Below are 21,261 nucleotides of genomic sequence, written 5' to 3' on the forward strand. Positions count from 1 at the left end.
TGCCTCAGGCGCTGAGCCGCTCCCGCAGCCGGCCGAGCATGCCCAGCAGGCTCCCTACACGCTCCTTCTCCCGCGCCTCGCGCGGCAGTTCGGCCTGCCGCGCCGGCACCTGGGCCGGCTGCTCGCGCCAGTTGCGCGCCTGCTCGGCAGCCGCCTTAAGGCCCTTCTCGAACAGCCCCCGGCGGATCGGCTTGGGCAGGTAGCGGAAGATCTGCGCCTCGTTCACCAGTTGCAGCAGCGCCTGGGTGTCGCGGAACGGCGTCACCACCAGGCTGAGCAGGCGCGGGTGGGCCTGGGCCAGTGACTTGAGCAGCGGCGCGGTGTCTTCACCGCCGCAGCGCAGGTCGCTCACCAGCAGGTCGGCGCCCTCCTCGTTCAGCAGGCCGATGGCCTCGGTGAGGCTGCGGGCCCGCAGCAGGCGGTGGCCGCCGGCCATGCAGAAGTCGGCCACGCTGGCCAGGGTCTCCGGGTCTTCGTCCAGCAGCAGCACGCTCAGGCCACGGGGTTCGGCGCTGGGTGCGCTGGCCGAGGCGGCCTGCGGGCGGGTGGCGATCTCCGCCGCCTGGCGCAGGGTGAAGGCCATTTCCTGCGGGTCCCAGGGTTTGGTCAGGTAGCGGAAGATGCCGCCGCTGTTCAGCGCCTCTACCGCCGCATCCAGGTCGGAGTAGCCGGTGAGCAGGATGCGCAGGCAGTCCGGGGCGATCTCGCGGGCCTGGGTCAGCAGCTCGGCGCCGTTCATCTGCGGCATGCGCTGGTCGCTGACCACGATGTGGAAGGTCTCCCGCGCCAGGCGCTCCAGGGCGCGCAGCGGGTCGCTCTCGGTGACCACCTGGTAGTCCCGGCGGAACTGCATGGCCAGGCTGCGCAGGATGCGCTCCTCGTCGTCGACGAACAGGATGCGGATGGCGGATGTCATGGCTCAGGCACTCCATTTCAGGGCGCGGGCCTGCGCAGTCGGCAGGCGGATGAGGAAGCGCGTGCCGCGCCCCAGTTCAGAGGCCACGCGGATGCTGCCGCCGTGGTCCTGGATGATCTTGTAGCTGATGGACAGGCCCAGGCCGGTGCCCTCGCCCACCGGCTTGGTGGTGAAGAACGGGTCGAAGATGCGCCGGGCCACCTCGGGTGCCATGCCGCAGCCGCTGTCCTGCACCGAGACGCACACCCAGTCGCCTTCGGCCCAGCTGCGGATCTGGATGCGGCCGTGGCCGACCATGGCCTGGGCGGCGTTGGTCAGCAGGTTGAGCAGCACCTGGTTGATCTGCGAGGGCGCGGCGCTGACGGCGGGCAGTTCGCCCAGGCCCAGCACCACCTCGGCCTTGTCCTTGATGTGGTTGCGGGCGATCAGCAAGGCGCTGCGCACGCAGTCGTTGAGGTCCACGGCCTCGTCCATGGCGCGGTCGAGCCGGGCGAAGTCCTTCAGCCCCACCACCAGCTCGCCGATCTGGCCGAGGCCGTAGAGGGTGTCGTCGAGCAGTTGCCGCAGGTCGTCCGCCAGTTGCTCGGGAGCGGCCTGCTCGCGCATGGCGGCGGCAGCTTCTAAGGCCTGGGCCAGGCGCGCTTCGTCGCAAGTCGGGTCGGCCAGGCAATCGGCCAGCGCGGCCTGGCTGCGGGCCAGCTCCACCAGCGGGGCGCTGAGCTGGTCGAGCAGCTGCACGTTGTTGCGCACGTAGCCCAGCGGGGTGTTCAGCTCATGGGCGACGCCGGCGACCATCTGCCCGAGGGAAGCCATCTTCTCCGACTGCACCAGCTGCGCCTGGGACTCCTTGAGGTCCACCAGGGCCTGGCGCAGCACCCGGTTGCGCTGGGCGATGCGCAGCTCCATGGCCTTGAGCAGGTCGAGCACGGTGCCGAGGCCGCGGTACAGGCCGTCGCCGTCCACCAGGATGAAGTCCTCGGTGATGGGGTACTGCAGGCCGGCGGTGACCTGCTTGGCGGCCTGCTCCAGGTTGCTGTCCAGGCTCAGCACCAGGGGCTCGGCGTTCATCACGTCGGCCACCGGGCGGCGGCCCCAGAGGTCGCGGCCGAAGCGCTGCATGAAGATGTCCTGCAGGGTGTAGCGGCTCACCAGGCCGATGGGCCGACCGCCTTCCACCACAGGGAGGGACAGGAAGCGGCGGTGCTCGGGAGCCAGCAGCTGGTCCGCCACGTCGCTGATGCTCAGGCTCGGCGGCAGCGCCGCCACCGGTCTGAGCAGGCGTTCCAGCGCGTTTTCGGCTGCCATTGGCGACTCCCCCGAGCCCGTTGATTGGCGGCCATTGAAGCAATATCAGGTTGCCATCCTGTGACAGCTGTCTCATTCGCGTTACAGGCGCTGCGCGGCACGCGCCGACAGGCTGGCCAGTCGACAGGCATTGACCTGCGCGACCAGGCAGTCAGAATGGCGCCCCTTCATTTTCCGAGGACTGCGCCGTGCGTACCCTGACCCCCCTCGGCCTTGCCCTGCTGCTGGCCCAACCCGCCGTGGCCGCCCAGGCCGTCCTGCCGCAACTGCAGCCCTACACCGCCCCGGCCGCCTGGCTGACCCCGGTGGCACCGCTGCGCATCGCCGACAACACCTGGCACATCGGCACCGCCAGCATCACCGCGCTGCTGGTGAAGACGCCGGAAGGCGCCGTGCTGCTGGACGGCGGCATGCCCCAGGTGGCCGACCACCTGCTGGCCAACATGCGCGAGCTGGGTGTGGCGCCGGGCGACCTCAAGCTGATCCTGCACAGCCACGCCCACATCGATCACGTGGGCCCGCTGGCCGCCATCAAGAAGGCCACCGGCGCGCAACTGGTGAGCAACGCCGAATCGGCCATGCTGCTGCAGCGCGGCGACAGCCAGGACATCCACTTCGGCGACGACATGGTCTTCGCCCCGGTGCAGGTGGACCGCCTGGTGCAGGACGGCGAAACGGTGGAGCTGGGCGGCATGACCTTCACTGCCCACTTCACCCCCGGGCACACCCCCGGCAGCCTGAGCTGGACCTGGACCGACCGCCGCGACGGCAAGCCCCTGCGCATCGCCTACAGCGACAGCCTGAGCGCCCCCGGCTACAGCCTGTGGATGAACCCGCGCTTCCCGAAGATCGCCGAGGCCTTCCGCAGCGGCTTCGCCGCCGTCCGCGCCCTGCCCTGCGACCTGCTGATCACCCCCCACGCCGAGGCCAGCGGCTGGGACTACACCAACGCCGAACACCCCAACCCGTCGCCCATGAGCTGCAAGGCCTACGCCGACAAGGCCGAGGCCGCCTTCGACGCGCAACTGAAGAAGCAGCGCGGCGGCTGAGGTCTCTGATGACGCAGGTGGTTTTCTAGAAGCGCCCTTCAGGCCCGTACCCAGCGCTGGCGCATGCGGTCGCTGAGGGCATCCACCAGCAGCACCAGGGCCAGCATGGCGAGGATCACGGTGCTGGCCTGGCGCTCCTGGAACAGGCTGAGGGTGGTGTAGAGCATCTGCCCCAGCCCGCCGGCGCCGACGAAGCCGAGCACGCTGGCCATGCGGATGTTGTTCTCCCAGCGGTACAGCATGTAGGCCAGCAACTGCGGCCAGAGGTTGGGCAGCGTGCCGTAGCAGAAGGCCGCCAGGTGGCTGCCGCCCTCCAGGCGGATCGCGTCAGCGGGCTCCGGCGGGGCGTTCTCCAGGGCCTCGGCGAACAGCCGGCCGAGCACCCCGGCGGTGTGCGCCGCCAGGGCCAGGGCTCCGGCATTGGGGCCGAGGCCGGCCGCCAGCACCATCAGCGCCGCCCACACCAGCTCCGGAATGGCCCGCAGGGCATTGAGCAGCAGCCGCGCCAGGGCCTTGCCCGGCCAGCCGAAACGCCCGGCGGCGGGCAGTGCCAGGAGCAGGCCGAGCAGCGCGGCCAGGAGCGTGCCCAGGCCGGACATGGCCAGGGTTTCCAGCGCCCCCCGGCCCACCGCCTGGAGGTGCTCCAGCCCCAGGTCCGGCCGCAGGAAGCGCAGGGCGTAGTCGGCCATCTGCCCGCCCACGCCCTCCCCCAGCAAGGCCTGGAGGTCGAGCCCGAGGTAGCGGAACGACCCCACCACGGCCGCCAGCAGGGCGAGGACGATGGCCAGGTCGATCACCCGCTTCATGCCAGCCTCCCGCGCAGCAGGCGGCTCAACTGGTCCGCCAGCCACACCAGCAGCAGGAAGGTCAGCAGCATGCTGGCCACCTCGGCACCGGCGAACATGCGCATCGACAGGTCGATCTGCTGGCCGAGCCCGCCGGCACCGACGAAGCCCATCACCACCGAGGCGCGCACGGCGCACTCCCAGCGGTACACGGTGTAGGACACCAGCTCGCCGGCGGCGCTGGGCAGGATGCCGTAGAAGAACGCCGACAGACGCCCGGCACCGGCCTGCATCAGGGCATGGGCAGGCCGCTGGCCGACCGATTCGAAGATTTCCGCGTAGACCTTGCCGAGCATGCCGCTGTAGGTGATGGCGATGGCCAGCACCCCGGCGGTCGGCCCCAGGCCCACGGCGCGGACGAACAGCAGCGCCCAGACGATCTCCGGCACGCTGCGCAGGAACACCAGCAAGGCCCGCACCGGCCAGCGCAGCACCAGCCCGAGGGTGCTGGGTCGACCGCTGCGGGAGGCGGCCGACAGCGACAGCGCGCGGCTGGCCAGCAGGCTCATGGGCACCGCCAGCAGCAACGCCAGGGCCATGCCGGCGGTGGCCACGGCGAGGGTCTGCAGGGTGGCGTCCAGCAGCAGCTCAAGGAACTCGGCGCCATGGGCCGGCGGCCAGAACCCGGCCAGGAAGCCGCCCATGGCCTGGCGGCTGTCGGCCTGGAACAGCACGCGCGGGTCCAGTTCGGCCAGGCGGATGCCCGGCCACAGCACCAGCACCGCCAGCAACCCCAGCAGCAGGCGCGGCAGGAAGGCCGGATCGCGGGTGTCGCGGCTCAGCATCGGGGGATCTGCACCGGGGCGGGGGCCGCGTCGGCGGCCTGTGGCGAGGCGATACCAGCGTTGGCGTAGAGCGCGTCCAGGCGTTCGGGGGTGACCTGGGCGGCCGGCAGGTCGAAGGCCAGGCGGCCGTCGCGCACGCCGATCACCCGGGGGAAGTGCGCCAGGGCCAGCTCCACGGCATGCAGGCTGGCCACCAGGGTGACGCCACGCTCGCCGGCATGGCGGCAGAGGGTCTCCAGGGTGTGATCGGCCAGCACCGGGTCCATGGCCGAGACCGGCTCGTCCGCCAGCAGCAGTTCGGGTTGCTGGTACAGCACGCGGGCGATGCCGACGCGCTGCAACTGGCCGCCGGACAGCTGGCCGCACTGGGCGAAGAGCTTGTCCGCCAGGCCGAGGGTGGCCAGGGCCGCGCGGGCACCGGGCACATCCCGTGGGTGCAGCAGGCTGGCCAGCCCGCGCAGGGTGCCCCAGCGCCCCAGGCGCCCGGCGAGCACGGCGGTGACCACGCGCTGGCGCGAGGGCAGCGGCGGTGCCTGGTGGATCAGCCCGATGCGCGTGCGCAGGCGCTGGCGGGCACGGCCCGAGAGGCGCCAGGGCGCCTCGCCGAGCAGCTCCACCGTGCCGCTGTCGGGTTGCAGGGCGGTGGCCAGGAGGTTGAGCAGGCTGGATTTGCCGGCCCCAGAGGGACCGATGACCGCCACCCGCTCGCCGGCCTCGATGTGCAGGTCGATGCCGTCCAGGGCGCGGACCTGGCCGAGGCGCAGGCCCACGCCGGTGAGGCGGACGGTCATTTCAGCAGTTCGGCGGCCCGGGCGGCCTCCTCGATGCCCTTGTAGTTCTCGGGCTGGGTCTCGATGAAGCGGCTGGCGGCCTGCAGGTCGAGGATCGCCTTGTGCTCCGGGTTGGCAGGGTCGAGGGCGAGGAAGGCGGCCTTGATCTTCTCGGCCAGGGCAGGGTCGAGGGTGCCGCGCACGGTCCAGTTGTAGTCGTAGTAGGTCGGCGTGGTGGAGAGCACGCGCACCTTGGCGGTGTCCACCTTGCCGGCGGCCACCAGCTTCTCCCAGACGCTGGCGTTGAGCACGCCGCCGTCCACCTTGCCGGCCTGGACCCAGGCCACGGTGGCGTCATGGGCGCCGGAATAGGCCACGCGGCTGAAGTAGGTCTCGGGCTTGATGCCGTCCTTGAGCATGAAGAAGCGCGGCATCAGGCTGCCGGAGGTGGAGGACACCGAACCGAAGGCGAAGCTCTTGCCCTTGAGGTCGGCCAGGCTCTTCACCTCCGGGTTGGCGGTGATGAACTTGCTGGTGAACTGGGCGTCCTGCTCGCGCTGGACCAGGGGGATGGCATTGCCGGTCTTCAGGCGCACCTGGACGAAGGTGAAGCCGCCGAGCCAGGCCAGGTCCAGGCGTTCGGTGGCCAGCGCCTCGACCACCGCCGGGTAGTCGGCCACCGGCACGAACTGCACCTTCATGCCCAGTTGCTGCTCCAGGTAGGCGCCGAGCGGCTTGAACTTACGCAGCAGCTCGGTGGGCGCTTCATCGGGGATGGCACTGACCCGCAGGGTTTCGGTGGCCTGCACGGCCAGGGCGGAACAGGACAGGGCAAGGCCGGCAACGAGGGCCAGGGTGCGCTTGAGCATGCTGATTCTCCGGTTCAATAGCGGAAGGATCGGGGGAGATGGGCGGCCACTGCGGGCGCCGCGGCGGAATTATAGGAATCGCGGGCGCAAAGGCCAGCATTGCTGGGGCTTTCTATCTCGACTTTCAAAGCCCTTGGAGCCCCTTCCCGCCTCTCTTTCCGAAAGGAAGAAGACACGGGCGTACGCTGGACTTCTGCTTGGAGAGGAAGGTGAGGCAGGGAAAATGCCCCTTCAGGAGGCCGAGCGCAGTCGTTGCGCAGGGGGACGAGCGGCATGGATGCCGCGAGAGGCGCGCCAGGCCATGGATGGCCCATCGCGCCGGCCCCCGGACGCTGCTTGCAGCGAACGCACTTCAGTGCGGCCCGAAGGGCGAGCGAAGCGAGTAGCAACGATGGAGCGAGGGAAGTCCCGCGAAGCGGGACCCGGATGCAGGGGCGAGCCCTTTTGGTTACTTTTCTGGGCGTTTGAGAAAAGTGACTCGCCTGGGAAGGCGAAACAGGTGACATCAACAGAACTGGTTAAGCAGCATGAGCACACGGCTCGTTACAGGGACCTAACCCAATGGACATCCAGAGGATGTCTATTGCCGCAGCGGCGGCCCGGTGAGTTTCCCAGCGGCCTGATAGAATCCGCCGCCACGATTTCAGTGAGGTGCGACATGAGCGAACCCATCCGCCTGACCCAGTACAGCCACGGCGCCGGCTGCGGCTGCAAGATCTCCCCCAAGGTGCTGGAAGTGATCCTCGCCGGCAGCGGTGCGCAGAACCTGGACCCGCGCCTGTGGGTGGGCAACGCCTCCCGCGACGACGCGGCGGTCTACGCCCTAGACGAGGAGCGCGGGGTGGTCTCCACCACCGACTTCTTCATGCCCATCGTCGACGACCCCTTCGACTTCGGCCGCATCGCCGCGACCAACGCCATCAGCGACATCTACGCCATGGGCGGCGACCCGCTGATGGCCATCGCCATCCTCGGCTGGCCGGTCAACGTGCTGCCGCCGGAAGTCGCCCGCGAGGTCATCCGTGGCGGCCGCGCAGTGTGCGACGAGGCCGGCATCCCCCTGGCCGGTGGCCATTCCATCGACGCCCCCGAGCCGATCTTCGGCCTGGCCGTCACCGGCGTAGTGGACAAGCGCCACATGAAGCGCAACGACACCGCCACCGCCGGCTGCCGCCTGTACCTGACCAAGCCGCTGGGCATCGGCATCCTCACCACGGCGGAGAAGAAGTCCAAGCTGCGCGAGCAGGACCGCCACCTGGCCCGCGACTGGATGTGCACCCTGAACCGCCCGGGCAGCCGCTTCGGCAAGCTGGCCGGCGTCCACGCCATGACCGACGTCACCGGCTTCGGCCTGCTCGGCCACCTGGTGGAGATGGCCGACGGCAGCGGCTTGACCGCGCACATCCGCTACGACGCGGTGCCGCGCCTGCCCGGCGTGGAGCATTACCTGGCCGAGGGCTGCATCCCCGGCGGCACCCTGCGCAACTTCGACAGCTACGGCGAGCGCATCGCCCCGCTGGACGAGGCCCGTCGCCACCTGCTCTGCGACCCGCAGACCAGCGGCGGCCTGCTGGTGGCAGTGGCGCCGGAGGGCGAGGCGGAGTTCCTCGCCGTGGCCCGCGAACTGGGCCTGGACCTGGCGCCCATCGGCGAACTGGCCGAGCGACAGAGCCACGCGGTAGAGGTGGAGTGATGCGCGAAAACACCACCGACTACCGCCGCCTGTTCCTCGAGGGCGTGCCGATGATGGACGCCCGTGCACCGGTGGAATTCGCCAAGGGCGCATTCCCCGGTGTGGTCAACCTGCCGCTGATGACCGACATCGAGCGGCAGAAGGTCGGCACCTGCTACAAGCAGCAGGGCCAGCAAGCCGCCATCGCCCTCGGCCACCAGCTGGTCAGCGGCGCCACCAAGGCGGCCCGTATCGAAGCCTGGGCCGCCTTCGCCCAGGCCCACCCCGATGGCTACCTCTATTGCTTCCGTGGCGGGCTGCGCTCGCAGATCGTCCAGCAGTGGCTGAAGGACGAGGCCGGCATCCAGTACCCGCGCGTCACCGGTGGCTACAAGGCGATGCGGACCTTCCTCATCGAGACCCTCCAGGCCGCTGTGCACGAGTGCGACTTCGTGCTGGTGGGCGGCCTCACCGGCACCGGCAAGACCGACGTCATCCAGGCCCTCGGCAACGCCCTGGACCTGGAAGGCCACGCCAACCACCGGGGCTCCAGCTTCGGTCGCCGCGCCACCGCCCAGCCGGCGCAGATCGACTTCGAGAACGGCCTGGCCATCGATCTGCTGCGCAAGCGCGACAGCGGCATCGGTCAGTTCGTGCTGGAGGACGAGGGCCGTGTGGTGGGCAGCTGCAACCTGCCCCTGGAGCTGTACCAGGGCATGCAGCAGTACCCGCTGGTGTGGCTGGACGACAGTTTCGAGAACCGCGTGGAGCGCATCCTGCGGGACTACGTGATCGGCCTGTGCGCCGAGTTCGTCGCCCTGCACGGCGAGGAAGCCGGTTTCGAGCAGTTCGCCGCACGCCTGCGCCAGGGCATGGCCAACATCCTCAAGCGCCTGGGTGGCGAGCGCCACAAGCGCATGACGGCGATCCTCGACGAGGCGCTGCAACGCCAGCAGGCCAGCGGCGAGGTGGACCTGCACCGGGGCTGGATCGAAGGCCTGCTGCGGGAATACTACGACCCGATGTACGCCTTCCAGCGCGAAGGCAAGGCCGCGCGCATCGAGTTCGCCGGCGACCAGGCCGCCGTGCTCGACTACCTCCGCCAGCGCCCGTCCCGGCGCTGACCCCCTGCCCCGCGCCCGGCAACTTCGGGCGCGAGGCTCACTTCAGGCGAACGCGGTAGACACAGCGATTGGCATCGCTCAGCAGGTGCTGCTCGCGCTCCACCTCGGCGTCGGCGCCGATCACCTCGCGGAACAGCTGCAGCTCCGAGCGGCAAAACCCCTGGCAGACGGTGGCCGCTGCGCAAATCGGGCAGTGGTCCTCGATCAGCAGCCAGTCCGCGCCATCGGCTTCCACCCGCGCCATGTAGCCCTCGCGGGAGCGCACCTCGGCGAGCTGCTGCAGGCGCCCGACCACGCTGTCGGCCTGACAGGCCTGGCGGTAGAGCGCACGGGTCTCGCACTCGCGCTGGCCGATCAGGCGGTCCATGCCCTCCTCCCCGAACAGCTGCCGCACCGAGGCGATCAACTGCACGGTGAGTTGCGCATGGGCATCGGGGAAACGCCGGTGGCCGGCCTCGGTGAGCGCCCAGCGCTGGCGCGGACGCCCGGCCCCGCTGATGGGCGCCTGCTGGCCCTCCAGCAAGCCGCCCTGTGCCAGCTTCTGCACCTGCTGGCGGGCGGCCTCGGGGGTCAGCTCCAATTCCTCCGCCAGTTCAGCGGTGGCCAGCGGGCCCCGGGTCTTCACCAGCATCAGGATGCGGTCGGCCGTGGAGGTGGCGGAGTCGTCGGTCATCGGCAGGGCTTTAGGCAAGAAGGGGCTTGCATATTAGAAGGGCATTCCGGCCAGTGTCGAGCGCATTCCCTGTGTCGGCGAACGGCCTTCCCGCAGATTTCCTGACCGTTCGTCCAGCTTCACGGCCACGGGCGCTTTTCGGCCCTTTCAACGAATCCGCTCTGGAACGCAGGTTTCACGCGCTCCTACGCCAAAGCGCCGACTGGCCGGTCGCAAATCGCACACAGGGTGCTGAATTTTATGTATACAACCATCTGGAAACATTGAGACAAAAAGCACTACAGTGCGCGCACAACGACAAGAAGTGAGTGCACCTCCATGAAAAACACCGCTACGACCGCGCCCGCAGCACAACGGCCGGAAGATGAAAAACTCAGCGTCGGCGCCAACCTTGCGTACGGCATGCAGCACGTCCTGACCATGTACGGCGGCATCGTTGCCGTACCGCTGATCCTCGGTCAGGCCGCCGGCCTCTCCCCCGCCGAGATCGGCCTGCTGATCGCCGCCTCGCTCTTCGCCGGTGGCCTCGCCACCCTCCTCCAGACCCTCGGTGTTCCCTTCTTCGGCAGCCAGATGCCTCTGGTCCAGGGCGTGTCCTTTGCCGGCGTGGCGACCATGATCGCCATCCTCCAGAGCGGGGAAGGCGGCGGCATCCAGTCGGTGCTCGGCGCGGTGATGGCGGCCTCGCTCATCGGCCTGCTGATCACTCCGGTGTTTTCCCGCATCACCAAGTTCTTCCCGCCGCTGGTCACCGGCGTGGTCATCACCACCATCGGCCTGACGCTGATGCCGGTGGCCGCGCGCTGGGCCATGGGTGGCAACAGCCAGTCGCCGGAGTTCGGCAGCATGGCCAACATCGGCCTCGCCGGGCTCACCCTCGCGGTGGTCCTGCTGCTGAGCAAGGTGGGCAGCGCCACCATCTCGCGCCTGTCGATCCTGCTGGCCATGGTGATCGGCACCCTGGTGGCCATGTCCCTGGGCATGGCGGACTTCTCCAAGGTGTCCGAAGGCCCGCTGGTGGCCTTCCCCTCGGTCTTCCACTTCGGCATGCCGACCTTCCATGTGGCCGCCATCATCTCCATGTGCATCGTCATCATGGTGACCCTGGTGGAAACCTCCGCCGACATCCTCGCCGTGGGCGAGATCATCGGCACCAAGGTGGACTCCCGCCGCCTGGGTGACGGCCTGCGTGCCGACATGCTGTCCAGCATCCTGGCGCCGGTGTTCGGCTCCTTCACCCAGAGCGCCTTCGCCCAGAACGTCGGCCTGGTGGCCGTCACCGGGGTGAAGAGCCGCTACGTGGTGGCCACCGGTGGCCTGATCCTGGTGACCCTCGGCCTGCTGCCGGTGATGGGGCGCATCATCGCGGCGGTGCCCACCTCCGTGCTGGGCGGCGCCGGCATCGTGCTGTTCGGCACCGTGGCCGCCAGTGGCATCCGCACCCTGGCCAAGGTGGAATACCGCAACAACATGAACCTGATCATCGTCGCCACCTCCATCGGCTTCGGCATGATCCCCATCGCCGCGCCGACCTTCTACCACCAGTTCCCGGGTTGGTTCGAAACCATCTTCCACTCCGGCATCAGCTCCGCCGCGATCATGGCCATCGTGCTCAACCTGGTGTTCAACCACTTCACCGCCGGCACGCCCGACCAGCCTTCGGTGATCGCTGCCGGCCGCGAGCGCCAGCTGCGCTACACCGACATCGCCTGCCTGAACGAGGGTGACTACTTCCGGAACGGCAAGCTGTACGACGCCGCCGGCAATGAAGTGCCCCTGTGCGAGGACGACGACCACCACCCCGCGCCACGCAGTGCCGGGCGCAGCAGCAAGGCGGCGGAACCCAGTAGTGCGTGACGGCTTGCCTGCTCTGAAGAACCCCGTCCTTTGACGGGGTTTTTCATTGGCGGCAGGGCCCAGCGGGTTGCCGGGCCTGCTGGAAACGCCCGTTCATTTCCGTTCGCTGACCGCCCACTGCCCACCCCGCCTGATTGGTCCCGCCCCGGGAGCCTCCATAGAATATGGAACATCGTTCCATATTCAGGAATATCCCATGCCCACACCCGCTTCCCCTCCCCTCGAATGCGACCTGCTGGTCATCGGTTCCGGTGCTGCCGGGCTGGCGGCGGCGGTTACGGCGGCTCATCACGGCAAGCGCGTGGTGCTGGTGGAGAAGGACCCGGTGCTGGGCGGGGCGACGGCCTGGTCCGGGGGCTGGATGTGGGTGCCGCGCAACCCGCTGGCGCGCCGGGCCGGGATCGACGAAGCGCCCGGGCAGGCCCGCACCTACCTGCGTCACGTGCTGGGCGAGCACTACCGCGCCGAACTGGTGGATGCCTTCCTCGATCACGGCCCCGAGATGGTGGCCTTCTTCGAGCAGCACACCGCCCTGCAGTTCGCCGATGGCAACGGCATTCCCGACATGCATGGCGACGCTCCCGGCGCGGCCACCGGCGGACACCAGCTGATCGCCGCGCCCTACGACGGCCACGCGGTGCTGGACCTGCTGCCCCGCCTGCGCACGACGATGCGGGAAAGCTCGTTCCTCGGCATGCCGATCATGGCTGGCACCGACCTCGCCGCCTTCCTCAACCTCACCCGCTCGCCCCGTGCCTTCCTCCACGTGGCGCGGCGTGTGAGCCGCCACCTGTGGCACCTGGCCCGTCATGGTCGCGCCCTGCAGCTGGTCAATGGTGTGGCGCTGGTGGCGCGCCTGGCCCGTTCCGCCGAAGACCTGGGGGTCACCCTGCTGACCCAGGCCCCGGCCCGGCGCCTGCTGCTGCAGGCAGGCCGCGTCAGCGGCGCGGTGATCGAGCAGGACGGCGTCGAACACAGCATCCGCGCCCGTGCCGTACTGCTGGCCACCGGAGGCTTCGCCCATGACGCCGAGCGGCGGCGCGAGCTGGTGCCGCACGAGCGCAACGGCCAGGCCACCCTGGCCCTGCCGCCGCCCGGTTGCAGCGGCGACGGCCTGCGACTGGGCGAGTCTGCCGGAGGCGTGGTGGCCCGCGACCTGCGCGCACCGCTGGCCTGGGCGCCGGTGTCCGAGGTGCCGCACGGGGACGGCAGCACCGGGCACTTCCCGCACATCATCGAGCGCGGCAAGCCCGGGGTGATCGCCGTGCTGCCCAGCGGCCAACGCTTCGTCAACGAAGCCCACGGCTACTACGACTACGTCGACGCCCTGCTGCGCGCCACGCCGGAAGGCGAACCGGTGGTGTCCTGGCTGGTGTGCGACCACCGTTTCCTCCGCCGCTACGGCCTGGGCCACGTACGCCCGGCACCGCTGCCGATCGGCGCGCACCTGCGCAGCGGCTACCTGAAGCGCGGGGCCACGCCCGAGGCGCTGGCAGCCGCCTGCGGCATCGACCCCGCCGGCCTGGCCGCCACCCTCGCCACCTACAACCGCCACGCCCGCGACGGCCAGGACCCGGCCTTCGGACGCGGCAGCACCGCCTTCAACCGCCGCAGCGGCGACGCCAACCATCCCGGCCCCAACCCCTGCGTGGCACCCATCGAGCACGGTCCGCTCTATGCGGTGAAGGTGTTGCCCGGCTGCTTCGGCAGCTTCGCCGGGCTGCGCACCGATGGCCACGCTCGGGTGCTGGACGCCCAGGGCCAGCCCATCGCCGGGCTCTACGCCGCCGGCACCGACATGGCCAGTGTGATGGGCGGGCACTACCCCTCCGGCGGCATCAACCTTGGCCCGGCCATGACCTTCGGCTACATCGCCGGTCGCCACGCCGCCGGGCTCGATGCCCCGGCCCGCAGCCCGCGCGCAGTCACTGAACCAGCTGGTTGATCTCGATGATGGGCAGCAGCACGGCCATCACGATGGTCAGCACCACGCCGCCCATCACCACGATCATCAGCGGCTCCAGCAGCGCCGTCATGCCCAGGGCGCGCCGCTCGATGTCCCGCGACAGGGTCTGGGCTGCGCGTTCCAGCATCGGCGGCAGCGCGCCGGTCTTCTCCCCGCTGGCGATCAGGTGGATGAGGATCGGCGGGAACACCCGCCCCGCCTTCAGCGCCACCGCCAGCCCCACGCCTTCGCGCACCGCCAGGGAAGCCTGGGCCACGCAGGCCGCCAGGCGCGCGTTGGAGAGCGTCTCCCGCGCTGCATCCAGCGCCCGCAGCAACGGCACCCCAGCACCACCGAGGATGGCCAGGGTCGAGGCGAAGCGGGCCGTGTCCACCCCCAGCACGAAGCGCCCCACCAGCGGCAGGCGCAGCACCCGCGTGTGCCAGGCCAGGCGTGCCGCCGGGTTCTGCAGGTAGCGCCGCCAGCCCCAGCCGGCGGCCACCAGGGCCGCCGCGCAGGCCAGGCCCCAGGCACGCACGAAATCGCTGGCCTGGAGCATGGCGCGGGTCAGGCCCGGCAGGTCCTGGCGCGCCTGGGAGAAGGCGCTGACCACCTGGGGCACCACGAAGCCGAGCAGGAAGACCACGATGCCGATGGACACCACCCCCACCACCGCTGGGTAGATGAACGCCGTCAGCACCTTGCCGCGCAGGGCGTTGCGCTCCTCCACGTAGTCCGCCAGGCGCTCCATCACCTGGGCCAGGTCGCCGGACTCCTCGCCCGCCGCCACCAGCGCGCGGTAGATGGCGGGAAAGTCCCGTGGCCGCGCGCCCAGGGCATCGGCCAGGCGCACCCCGCTGCGCACGTCCGCCCGCACCGCCTCCAGGGCCTCGGCCACGTGGCGCCGTTCGGCCTGTTCCAGGGCCGCACTCAGCGCCGCCTCCAGGGGCATGCCGGCGCCCAGCAGGCTGGCCAACTGGCGGGTGGTGCCGGCCAGTTCGGTCTCCGACAGTCGCGGTGCCAGCCAGCCCGCCGTTGCGGCTGGCGCCGCCGGGGCCACCTCCAACGGCACCAGGCCGCGCCCGCGCAGGGCCGCCAGGGCCCCGCGCTCGCTGTCGGCCTCCAGCACACCGGTCTCGATGCGCCCGCCTGCATCGGCGGCTTCGTAGCGAAAGCGCTGCACGTCCATGTTCAGGTGTCCCGGGTCACGCGCAGGATCTCCTCCCGCGTGGTGGTGCCGTCGACCACCCAGCGCTCGCCGTCGTCGCGCATGCTGGCCATCCCCGCTGCCCGCGCGGCCTGGCGCAGCACCTGCTCGGCGGCGCCCTCGTGGACCAGCGCCCGCGCGCCGTCGTCCATCACGAACAGCTCGTGGATGCCGGTGCGCCCGCTGTAGCCGGTGTGGTTGCAGGCCGGGCAGCCCACCGCGCGCCAGCCGCCGGGTTGCAGCGGGTCGGGCGCCTTGCACTGCGGGCAGAGCCGCCGCACCAGGCGCTGGGCCAGCACCCCCAGCAGGCTGGAGGCCAGCAGGAAGGGTTCCACGCCCATGTCCACCAGGCGGGTCACGGCGGAAACCGCGTCATTGGTGTGCAGCGTGGCCAGCACCAGGTGCCCGGTGAGAGACGCCTGCACGGCGATCTGCGCCGTCTCCAGGTCGCGGATCTCGCCGATCATGATGATGTCCGGGTCCTGCCGCAGCAGCGCCCGCAGGGCCAGGGCGAAGGTCATGTCGATGCGTGCGTTGACCTGGACCTGGCCGATCCCCGGCAGGTCGTACTCCACCGGGTCCTCCACGGTGAGGATGTTGTGCACGCTGGCATCCAGCCGGGCCAGGGCGGCGTACAGCGTGGTGGTCTTGCCCGAGCCGGTGGGCCCGGTGACCAGCACGATGCCGTGGGGCTGGCGGATCAGCCCGTCCAGCCGCGCCAGCAGCCCCGGCGCCATGCCCAGGCGCTCCAGGCTGAGGCGCCCGGCCTGCTTGTCCAGCAGGCGCATCACCACCCGCTCGCCGTGGCCGGTGGGCACCGTGGAGACGCGCACGTCGATGGGCCGGCCAGCCACCCGCAGGGCGATGCGGCCGTCCTGGGGCAGGCGTTTCTCGGCGATGTCCAGCTGCGCCATGATCTTGATCCGCGACACCAGCGCCGGGTGCAGCGCCTTGCGCGGCGCCACCACGTCGCGCAGGGTGCCGTCCACCCGGTAGCGCACCACGGCGTGGCTCTCGAAGGGCTCGATGTGGATGTCGCTGGCGCCGTCCCGCGCGGCCTGGGTCAGCAGCGCGTTGATCATGCGGATCACCGGCGCACCGTCTTCCGCCTCCAGCAGGTCGGTCACCTCGGGGATGTCCTGCAGCAGGCGGTCCAGGTCCACCTCGCTCTCCACCGCGCCCACCACCGCCGCCGCACTGCCGGTGTCGGCGTAGGCCCGTGCCAGGGCCTGTTCCAGCTCGGCATCGCTGACCGGCTGCAGCCGCGCCCCGGCGAACCGCCGCAGCGCCTCGCCGATGGCCCAGCCGGGGGTGGCCTCGCTGATCAGCAGCACCGGCTCGTCCGTGCCGCCCTCCAGCAGCACCCGCTGGGCCCGCGCCCAGGCATAGGGCAGGCCGCTCACGGCTGCTCCCCCGGGGCCAGCGGCACGGCACGCATCGGCCTGGGCTGTGCCGGTGGCATGGCCTGGGCGGCCGGTGGCAGCTGCGGCGCCTGCATGTCGTCGAGGGACCAGCGCCGCACCGGTTGCAGCGCACCCTGGGCGCGGCGGATGTAGTCGTAGCGGTTGAGGGTGATGCCCTGGCCGGTGGCGGCATCGCGGACGATGTAGGGCCGCAGGAACACCATCAGGTTGGTCTTGCTGCGGGTGCGCCGGTCACTGCGGAACAGCGCCCCCACGCCCGGCAGCGCCGAGAGCCCGGGGATGGCGTTACTGGTTTCGGTATAGCCGTCCTGCAGCAGGCCGCCGAGCACCATGATCTGGCCGTCGTCGAGGAGGATGCTGGTGTCGATGGCGCGCTTCTGGGTCACCGTGCCGGCGTCGCTGGTGGCGCGCTCGTCCACGCTGCTGACCTCCTGGTAGATGTCCAGCTTCACCGTGCCGCCCTCGGAGATCTGCGGGCGCACGTTCAGCCGCAGCCCCACCTCCTCGCGCTCGATGGTCTGGAACGGGTTGTTGCTGTTGCCACCGCCGTTGGTGACGTAGTTGCCGGTGACGAAGGGGATGGTCTGGCCGACGAAGATGCTCGCCACCTCGTTGTCCAGGGTCAGCAGATTCGGCGTCGACAGCACGTTGGTGCCGCCCTTGGCCTTCAGCGCCCGGGCCAGCACCTTGAGGTCCAGCACCCGGCCGACACCGGGGATGTCCACCCCGCCGGAGGCCTTGCCGATGTTCAGCCCGCCGGGCAGCACGTCCAGACTGTTGCGCGCGGTGGTGGTGAGGCCGGAGCCGCCCAGCCTGGCGCCGCCGAACCAGCCGTTGGCGAGGTCGCCGGCCTGCCACTGGATGCCGAACTCGCTGGCGTCGTCCTCGCTGACCTCGACGATCAGGCTCTCGATCACCACCTGGGCGCGGCGCTGGTCCAGCAGGTCGATCACCTCCCGCAGGCTTCGGTAAAGCGGCTCGGGCGCGGAGATCAGCAGGGTGTTGGTGGTGGTGTCGGCCTGCACCGTGGCGCCCCCGGCGGAAAACGCCACCGGCGCTTCCACCCCATGGGCCTGGCCGCTGGCGGTCGGGGTGGTGGCGGTTGCCGCCTGGCTGCCGCTGCGGGACGGGGAGCCCGTGCCGGTGGTCTGCCGGGTGCTGCCGGCCTGGCCCTGGCCGCCCAGTTCGCCGCCGTTGAGCCGCTCGCGGGTGCCGTCGCCCTGCCCGCCGCCGGCCTCCGCCTCACCGGTGAGCAGCCCGCGCAGGGCCTGGGCCAGCTTGTTGGCCTGGGCGTTGCGCAGGTACACCACGTGGAGGTTGCTGGGGTTGCCCTGGGCGCTGTCCAGGCGGTCGATCAGCTGCCGCGCCAGGGCCGTGCGCTCCGGGCTGCCGGTGCGCAGGATGACACTGTTGGAGCGCGGGTCGCCCACCGCCCAGACCTTCTGCCCGGCATCGCCGCCGGGGGTGTCCATCAGTTCGCCGAGCATCGCGGCGATGTCGGTGGCGATGCCGTTGCGCACCGGCACCACGTCGGTGTCCACCGAGCCCGGCACGTCGATGTTGGCGATGATCGCCGCCACCCGGTCGAGGTTCTCCGCGTAGTCGGTGACCACCACGGTGTTGTTGCCGGGGTAGGCGTTGATCGGGTTGTTCGGCGAGACGATGGGCCGCAGCACCGGGATCAGGTTCACCGCGTTCTCGTACTGCAGGCGGTAGGTGCGGGTGATCATGCCGTTGCCCGCCGCGCGGTCGCCGTCGCCCACCGGCCCGCCCAGCAGCTTGGCGTCCGCCTCGGGCACCACCTGGCTGACCTCGCCCGCCTCCACCACCGAGTAGCCCTGCATACGCAGCGCCGCCAGCAGCATCCCGTAGGCGGTCCGCGCCGGCACCGGCCCTTCCGAGACCAGGGTCAGCTGGCCCTTGACCCGGGGATCGGCGAGAAACTGCCGGCCGGTGGCGCGGGACAGCGCCCGCAACACCGCCGGGATGTCCGCCTCGACGAAGTTCAGCTGCACCGGCTGCTCCCCCAGGCCGGACGCCCCGCTGCCCGCTGCCGGGCGCGGCGCCGACGGCCCTGGTGCGTGGGCCTGGCGCGCCCGTGCCTCGCGTTGCTGCTGTTCCAGCTGGGCCTGGCGCCGCTGGCGCTCGGCCAGGGTGTCCACCGCCGGTCCCGGCGCCACCAGCGGGCGCCCCAGTTCGCTCGGGGCCGGCAGCACCGGCGGCACCTGTGCGCCGCCCTGGCTGCAGGCGGCCAGGGCCGCCACCAGGCCGAGCAGCGCCGGGCCCTGCCAGCTGCGCCCATTACGTTTTGTCATGATTCTTCCCCTGTGCCTGGCGCCCTGTCCAATTCGATGACACCCGTGAGCCGGCCTTCCGCCGCCTCTCCATCGCGTTCGCCATCCCGCCGCAGGCTGACTTCGCGCACCCGCACCGGCACGCTGGGCAAGCCGCCCAGCAGCCACTCCATCAGGGCCGGCGCCGGGGCGCCGTCCAGTTGCACCTGCCAACGCCCCGGCTCGCCGCCGAGGCGCACGTGTTCCGTCAGCCCGGCCCGCTCCAGGGTCTCGCGCAGGCGGGCGTCGGCCTCCCCGGGGGGCAGCGCCTGACCCACGCCCGCCTCCGCCAGCACGGTTTCCAGGGTCTGCGCCTGGGCCCGCAGGCGTGGCAGCTCCGCCTGCCAGTGATCGATGCGCTGCAACGCCGGGTCCACCAGGGCGAACCACAGCAGCAACGGCGGCAGCACCAGGGCCGCCACGCGCAGCACGCGGCGCTCGCGGGGAGCCAGCCGCTGCCAGGCCTGGTTCGCCTCGTCGAAGCGCTGCTGCAGGGCTTCACGGTTCATCGCGGCGGGCCTCCGGGGCCGGTGCACGGCGCAGGGTCCAGCCATCGGCCACGGCCTCGCCCTCCAGGCCGGCGGGGGCCAGGGTCGCCTGCCAGTCGGCCGGCAAGGGGCTGGCGCTGCGCGCCAGGCGGATCAGGTGCAGGGCGCCATCGGCGTAGTCCAGCCCCTCCAGGCTGCCGGCCGGCAGCGCCAGGGCCAGGCCGGCCTGGCGCAGCAGGCTGTCGAAGCCGTCCGCCCCCGGCGCCTGCCCGGCCAGGCGGGCGTCGCGCTGCTGGCGGGCCTGCTGCAGCGGGTTGAGCACCACCGGCAGCTGCGGGAAGGCCTGGCGCACGCGCTCGTTCATCTGCCGGCGCAGGGTCTGGCCCTGCTCGGCGAGCTGCGCCGCGTAGAGGTTCAGGCCCAGGGTCCAGACCAGCGCCGCCAGGGCGCAGCAACCCAGGGCCCGCCCCCAGCGCGCCGTGCCGGCGTGGCGCGGGGCGGCACCGGCCGCCAGGTCGAGGGTGCCGGCCGGCCCTTGCCAGGCGGCTTCGACGGGCAGCGCGGCGACACCCTCGGGGCCGCCTGGCCCCAGCCAGTGCCAGCGGGTGGGGTCGGGCTGCTCGGCCAGGGCCAGCGCCGGCAGCGGGTGTACCCAGCCGTGGTCCGGCCCGCTGCGCGCCACCAGGTGGCCGTCCAGGCACTGGGCGCTGACCTGGCCGGGCGGCGGCAACGGCAGGAAGAACGGTGCCGGCACCAGGCGGAAGCGAACCCCCGCCAGCAGGCGTTGCAGCCGTGCCAGGGCCGGGCGTGCCAGCCAGGCCAGTTGCACCTGCCCGTCGACCTCGCGCGGGCCATGGGCCAGGTGCAGGGCATCGCGCCCTTCCAGGGCCAGGCCGTCCAGGGCACAGGCGGCAGCGGCGGCCAGGCGCGGGGCCGGCAAGGGTGGCAGCGCCACCCGCGCCAGCAGGCTGTCCTCGGGGTGCAGGCGCAGTTCCAGGGGCGCGCCGCGCAACGTGGCGGCCAGCGCCGGGAGCGCTACCGAGCAGGGCAAGGCCTGCCCGCGTGCTTCCAGCCAGAGGCCCTCCAGCACGCTGCCGGGCTCCAGCAGGCGCAGGGGCGGCAGGGCCAGGCGCAGGCGGCGCTTCATGCGCCCACCCGCGACCAGACCACCCGCGCCGCGCCGTCCTCGGGGCGGAACAGCAAGGCCTCCAGCGGCCACTGGCGGCTGCCGACGCGAACCTGGCCCTGCAGGCGGAACCATTCGCTGGTGATGCCCAGGCGCACCTGCTCGGTGTCCAGCTGTGGCAGGCGCAGGCGATTGAGCAAGTCGCCGCTGTTGATGAAGCCCTGGCCCCGGTCGCGCTCGGCCACCAGGGCGCGGGCCCGCTCCAGGCCGAGGCCGGGCACCCGCGCGGCGATCACTTCGGCCGGCGCGGTGTTGCCGTTCACCCAGCCGGGCAGCGGCAGCACGGTGACGAAGGGCGCCAGCCGCGCCAGGGCACGGGGCTCCACCCCCGGCGCGCTGGCCAGGTCCTCCAGGCTGCGCGGGCGCGGCAGGCGGGCCTCGCCGTAGGCGGCCAGCAGGCGCTGTTCCAGGGCGGCGAGGGTCGCCGGGGCGACGCCGAGGCTGGCCCCCAGGCGCCGGAAGGCGGCCTGCTCCAGCGGGTCGAGCTGGCCCTCGTGCACCAGGCTGGCGAGGTTGAACAGGCCCTGCTCGTCCAGCAGGCGCCCGTCGAAGGCGGCGCTGTCGGTCACCGGCAGCTGCCAGCCACGGGCCCAGCCCTGGTCCAGGCGCGTGGCCGGGTCCTGCTGCCAGGCCTGGCGCAGGCGCTGCAGGCCGAAGGCCGTGGCGCTGCGGGCCACCCACTGGGCCGCCTGGCGCTCGCCCTCACCTTCCGCCAGGCGCACCAGCCGTGCCTGGCGGGCCAGCAGGCCGGCGGCGATCACCGCCACCAGCGCCGCCACCAGCAGCGCGCTGATCACCGCCATGCCCCGTTGC

18 protein-coding genes are annotated in these 21,261 nt (G+C 71.5%); 5 read left to right on the top strand and 13 right to left on the bottom strand.

The genetic code is table 11. The features are described 5' to 3' along the window. Positions 1–4: 4 nt before the first annotated feature. Positions 5–916 (bottom strand): response regulator, encoded by a 912-nt coding sequence (locus BM198_RS16560; RefSeq protein WP_074971392.1) that lies wholly within the window; start codon positions 914–916, stop codon positions 5–7. 3 nt (positions 917–919) lie between these two features. Then, a complete protein-coding gene (locus tag BM198_RS16565) occupies positions 920–2,221 on the bottom strand; it encodes a sensor histidine kinase (protein ID WP_074971393.1) in 1,302 nt (433 codons plus the stop codon). A gap of 188 nt (positions 2,222–2,409) precedes the next feature. Between BM198_RS16565 and blaPOM the strand changes: the two genes are divergently transcribed. After that, the gene (gene blaPOM, locus BM198_RS16570) at positions 2,410–3,270 is read left to right on the top strand and encodes a POM family subclass B3 metallo-beta-lactamase (RefSeq protein WP_074971394.1); all 861 of its coding nucleotides are present in this window, start codon (positions 2,410–2,412) and stop codon (positions 3,268–3,270) included. A gap of 38 nt (positions 3,271–3,308) precedes the next feature. Here blaPOM and phnE read toward each other — a convergent pair whose 3' ends face one another. Genes phnE through BM198_RS16590 form a run of 4 tightly spaced genes read right to left on the bottom strand, consistent with a single transcriptional unit; the run spans position 3,309 to position 6,539 of the window. After that, positions 3,309–4,076: a phosphonate ABC transporter, permease protein PhnE gene (gene phnE / locus BM198_RS16575; protein ID WP_074971395.1), complete on the bottom strand. Its 768-nt coding sequence runs from the start codon at positions 4,074–4,076 to the stop codon at positions 3,309–3,311. Beyond that, on the bottom strand, positions 4,073–4,900 hold the full coding sequence (locus BM198_RS16580; protein WP_044403025.1) for a PhnE/PtxC family ABC transporter permease: 828 nt from the start codon (positions 4,898–4,900) through the stop codon (positions 4,073–4,075). The genes phnE and BM198_RS16580 overlap by 4 nt, the downstream gene beginning before the upstream one ends. Then, complete coding sequence (locus BM198_RS16585; RefSeq protein WP_074971396.1) at positions 4,894–5,691, bottom strand: phosphonate ABC transporter ATP-binding protein; 798 nt, start codon at positions 5,689–5,691, stop codon at positions 4,894–4,896. Before BM198_RS16585 ends, BM198_RS16580 begins: the two co-directional genes overlap by 7 nt. Then, positions 5,688–6,539 carry a putative selenate ABC transporter substrate-binding protein gene (locus BM198_RS16590; RefSeq protein ID WP_074971397.1) on the bottom strand — a complete coding sequence of 284 codons (852 nt, stop codon included), beginning with the start codon at positions 6,537–6,539 and terminating at the stop codon, positions 5,688–5,690. The genes BM198_RS16585 and BM198_RS16590 overlap by 4 nt, the downstream gene beginning before the upstream one ends. Positions 6,540–7,197: 658 nt before the next feature. Between BM198_RS16590 and selD the strand changes: the two genes are divergently transcribed. Continuing rightward, a complete protein-coding gene (selD, locus tag BM198_RS16595) occupies positions 7,198–8,232 on the top strand; it encodes a selenide, water dikinase SelD (protein WP_074971398.1) in 1,035 nt (344 codons plus the stop codon). Beyond that, positions 8,232–9,335: a tRNA 2-selenouridine(34) synthase MnmH gene (gene mnmH / locus BM198_RS16600; RefSeq protein WP_074971399.1), complete on the top strand. Its 1,104-nt coding sequence runs from the start codon at positions 8,232–8,234 to the stop codon at positions 9,333–9,335. Before selD ends, mnmH begins: the two co-directional genes overlap by 1 nt. Positions 9,336–9,372: 37 nt before the next feature. Here mnmH and BM198_RS16605 read toward each other — a convergent pair whose 3' ends face one another. After that, positions 9,373–10,008: a helix-turn-helix transcriptional regulator gene (locus BM198_RS16605; protein ID WP_074971400.1), complete on the bottom strand. Its 636-nt coding sequence runs from the start codon at positions 10,006–10,008 to the stop codon at positions 9,373–9,375. Between the two features lie 318 nt (positions 10,009–10,326). On the opposite strand from BM198_RS16605, the gene BM198_RS16610 reads away from it, so the two are divergent. Continuing rightward, entirely contained in the window at positions 10,327–11,865 is a 1,539-nt protein-coding gene (locus BM198_RS16610) for a nucleobase:cation symporter-2 family protein (protein WP_074971401.1), read from the top strand. A gap of 196 nt (positions 11,866–12,061) precedes the next feature. Beyond that, entirely contained in the window at positions 12,062–13,810 is a 1,749-nt protein-coding gene (locus tag BM198_RS16615) for an FAD-dependent oxidoreductase (RefSeq protein ID WP_074971402.1), read from the top strand. Here the strand turns inward: BM198_RS16615 and gspF are convergent. The 6 genes from gspF to gspK are packed head-to-tail and all read right to left on the bottom strand — an operon-like array spanning position 13,791 to position 21,251. Further along, positions 13,791–14,993 carry a type II secretion system inner membrane protein GspF gene (gene gspF, locus BM198_RS16620; protein WP_074971523.1) on the bottom strand — a complete coding sequence of 401 codons (1,203 nt, stop codon included), beginning with the start codon at positions 14,991–14,993 and terminating at the stop codon, positions 13,791–13,793. The genes BM198_RS16615 and gspF overlap by 20 nt on opposite strands. 8 nt (positions 14,994–15,001) lie before the next feature. Continuing rightward, a complete protein-coding gene (gene gspE, locus BM198_RS16625) occupies positions 15,002–16,420 on the bottom strand; it encodes a type II secretion system ATPase GspE (protein WP_074971403.1) in 1,419 nt (472 codons plus the stop codon). Continuing rightward, complete coding sequence (gspD, locus tag BM198_RS16630) at positions 16,417–18,756, bottom strand: type II secretion system secretin GspD (protein ID WP_074971404.1); 2,340 nt, start codon at positions 18,754–18,756, stop codon at positions 16,417–16,419. The genes gspE and gspD overlap by 4 nt, the downstream gene beginning before the upstream one ends. Next, entirely contained in the window at positions 18,753–19,283 is a 531-nt protein-coding gene (gene gspM, locus BM198_RS16635) for a type II secretion system protein GspM (protein WP_074971405.1), read from the bottom strand. Before gspM ends, gspD begins: the two co-directional genes overlap by 4 nt. Further along, entirely contained in the window at positions 19,273–20,409 is a 1,137-nt protein-coding gene (gene gspL / locus BM198_RS16640; protein WP_074971406.1) for a type II secretion system protein GspL, read from the bottom strand. Before gspL ends, gspM begins: the two co-directional genes overlap by 11 nt. Next, entirely contained in the window at positions 20,406–21,251 is an 846-nt protein-coding gene (gene gspK / locus BM198_RS16645) for a type II secretion system minor pseudopilin GspK (protein WP_074971407.1), read from the bottom strand. The genes gspL and gspK overlap by 4 nt, the downstream gene beginning before the upstream one ends. Positions 21,252–21,261: the final 10 nt, after the last annotated feature.

It is taken from the genome of Metapseudomonas otitidis (assembly GCF_900111835.1).
In the GTDB taxonomy this organism is placed as follows: Bacteria; Pseudomonadota; Gammaproteobacteria; order Pseudomonadales; family Pseudomonadaceae; genus Metapseudomonas; species Metapseudomonas otitidis.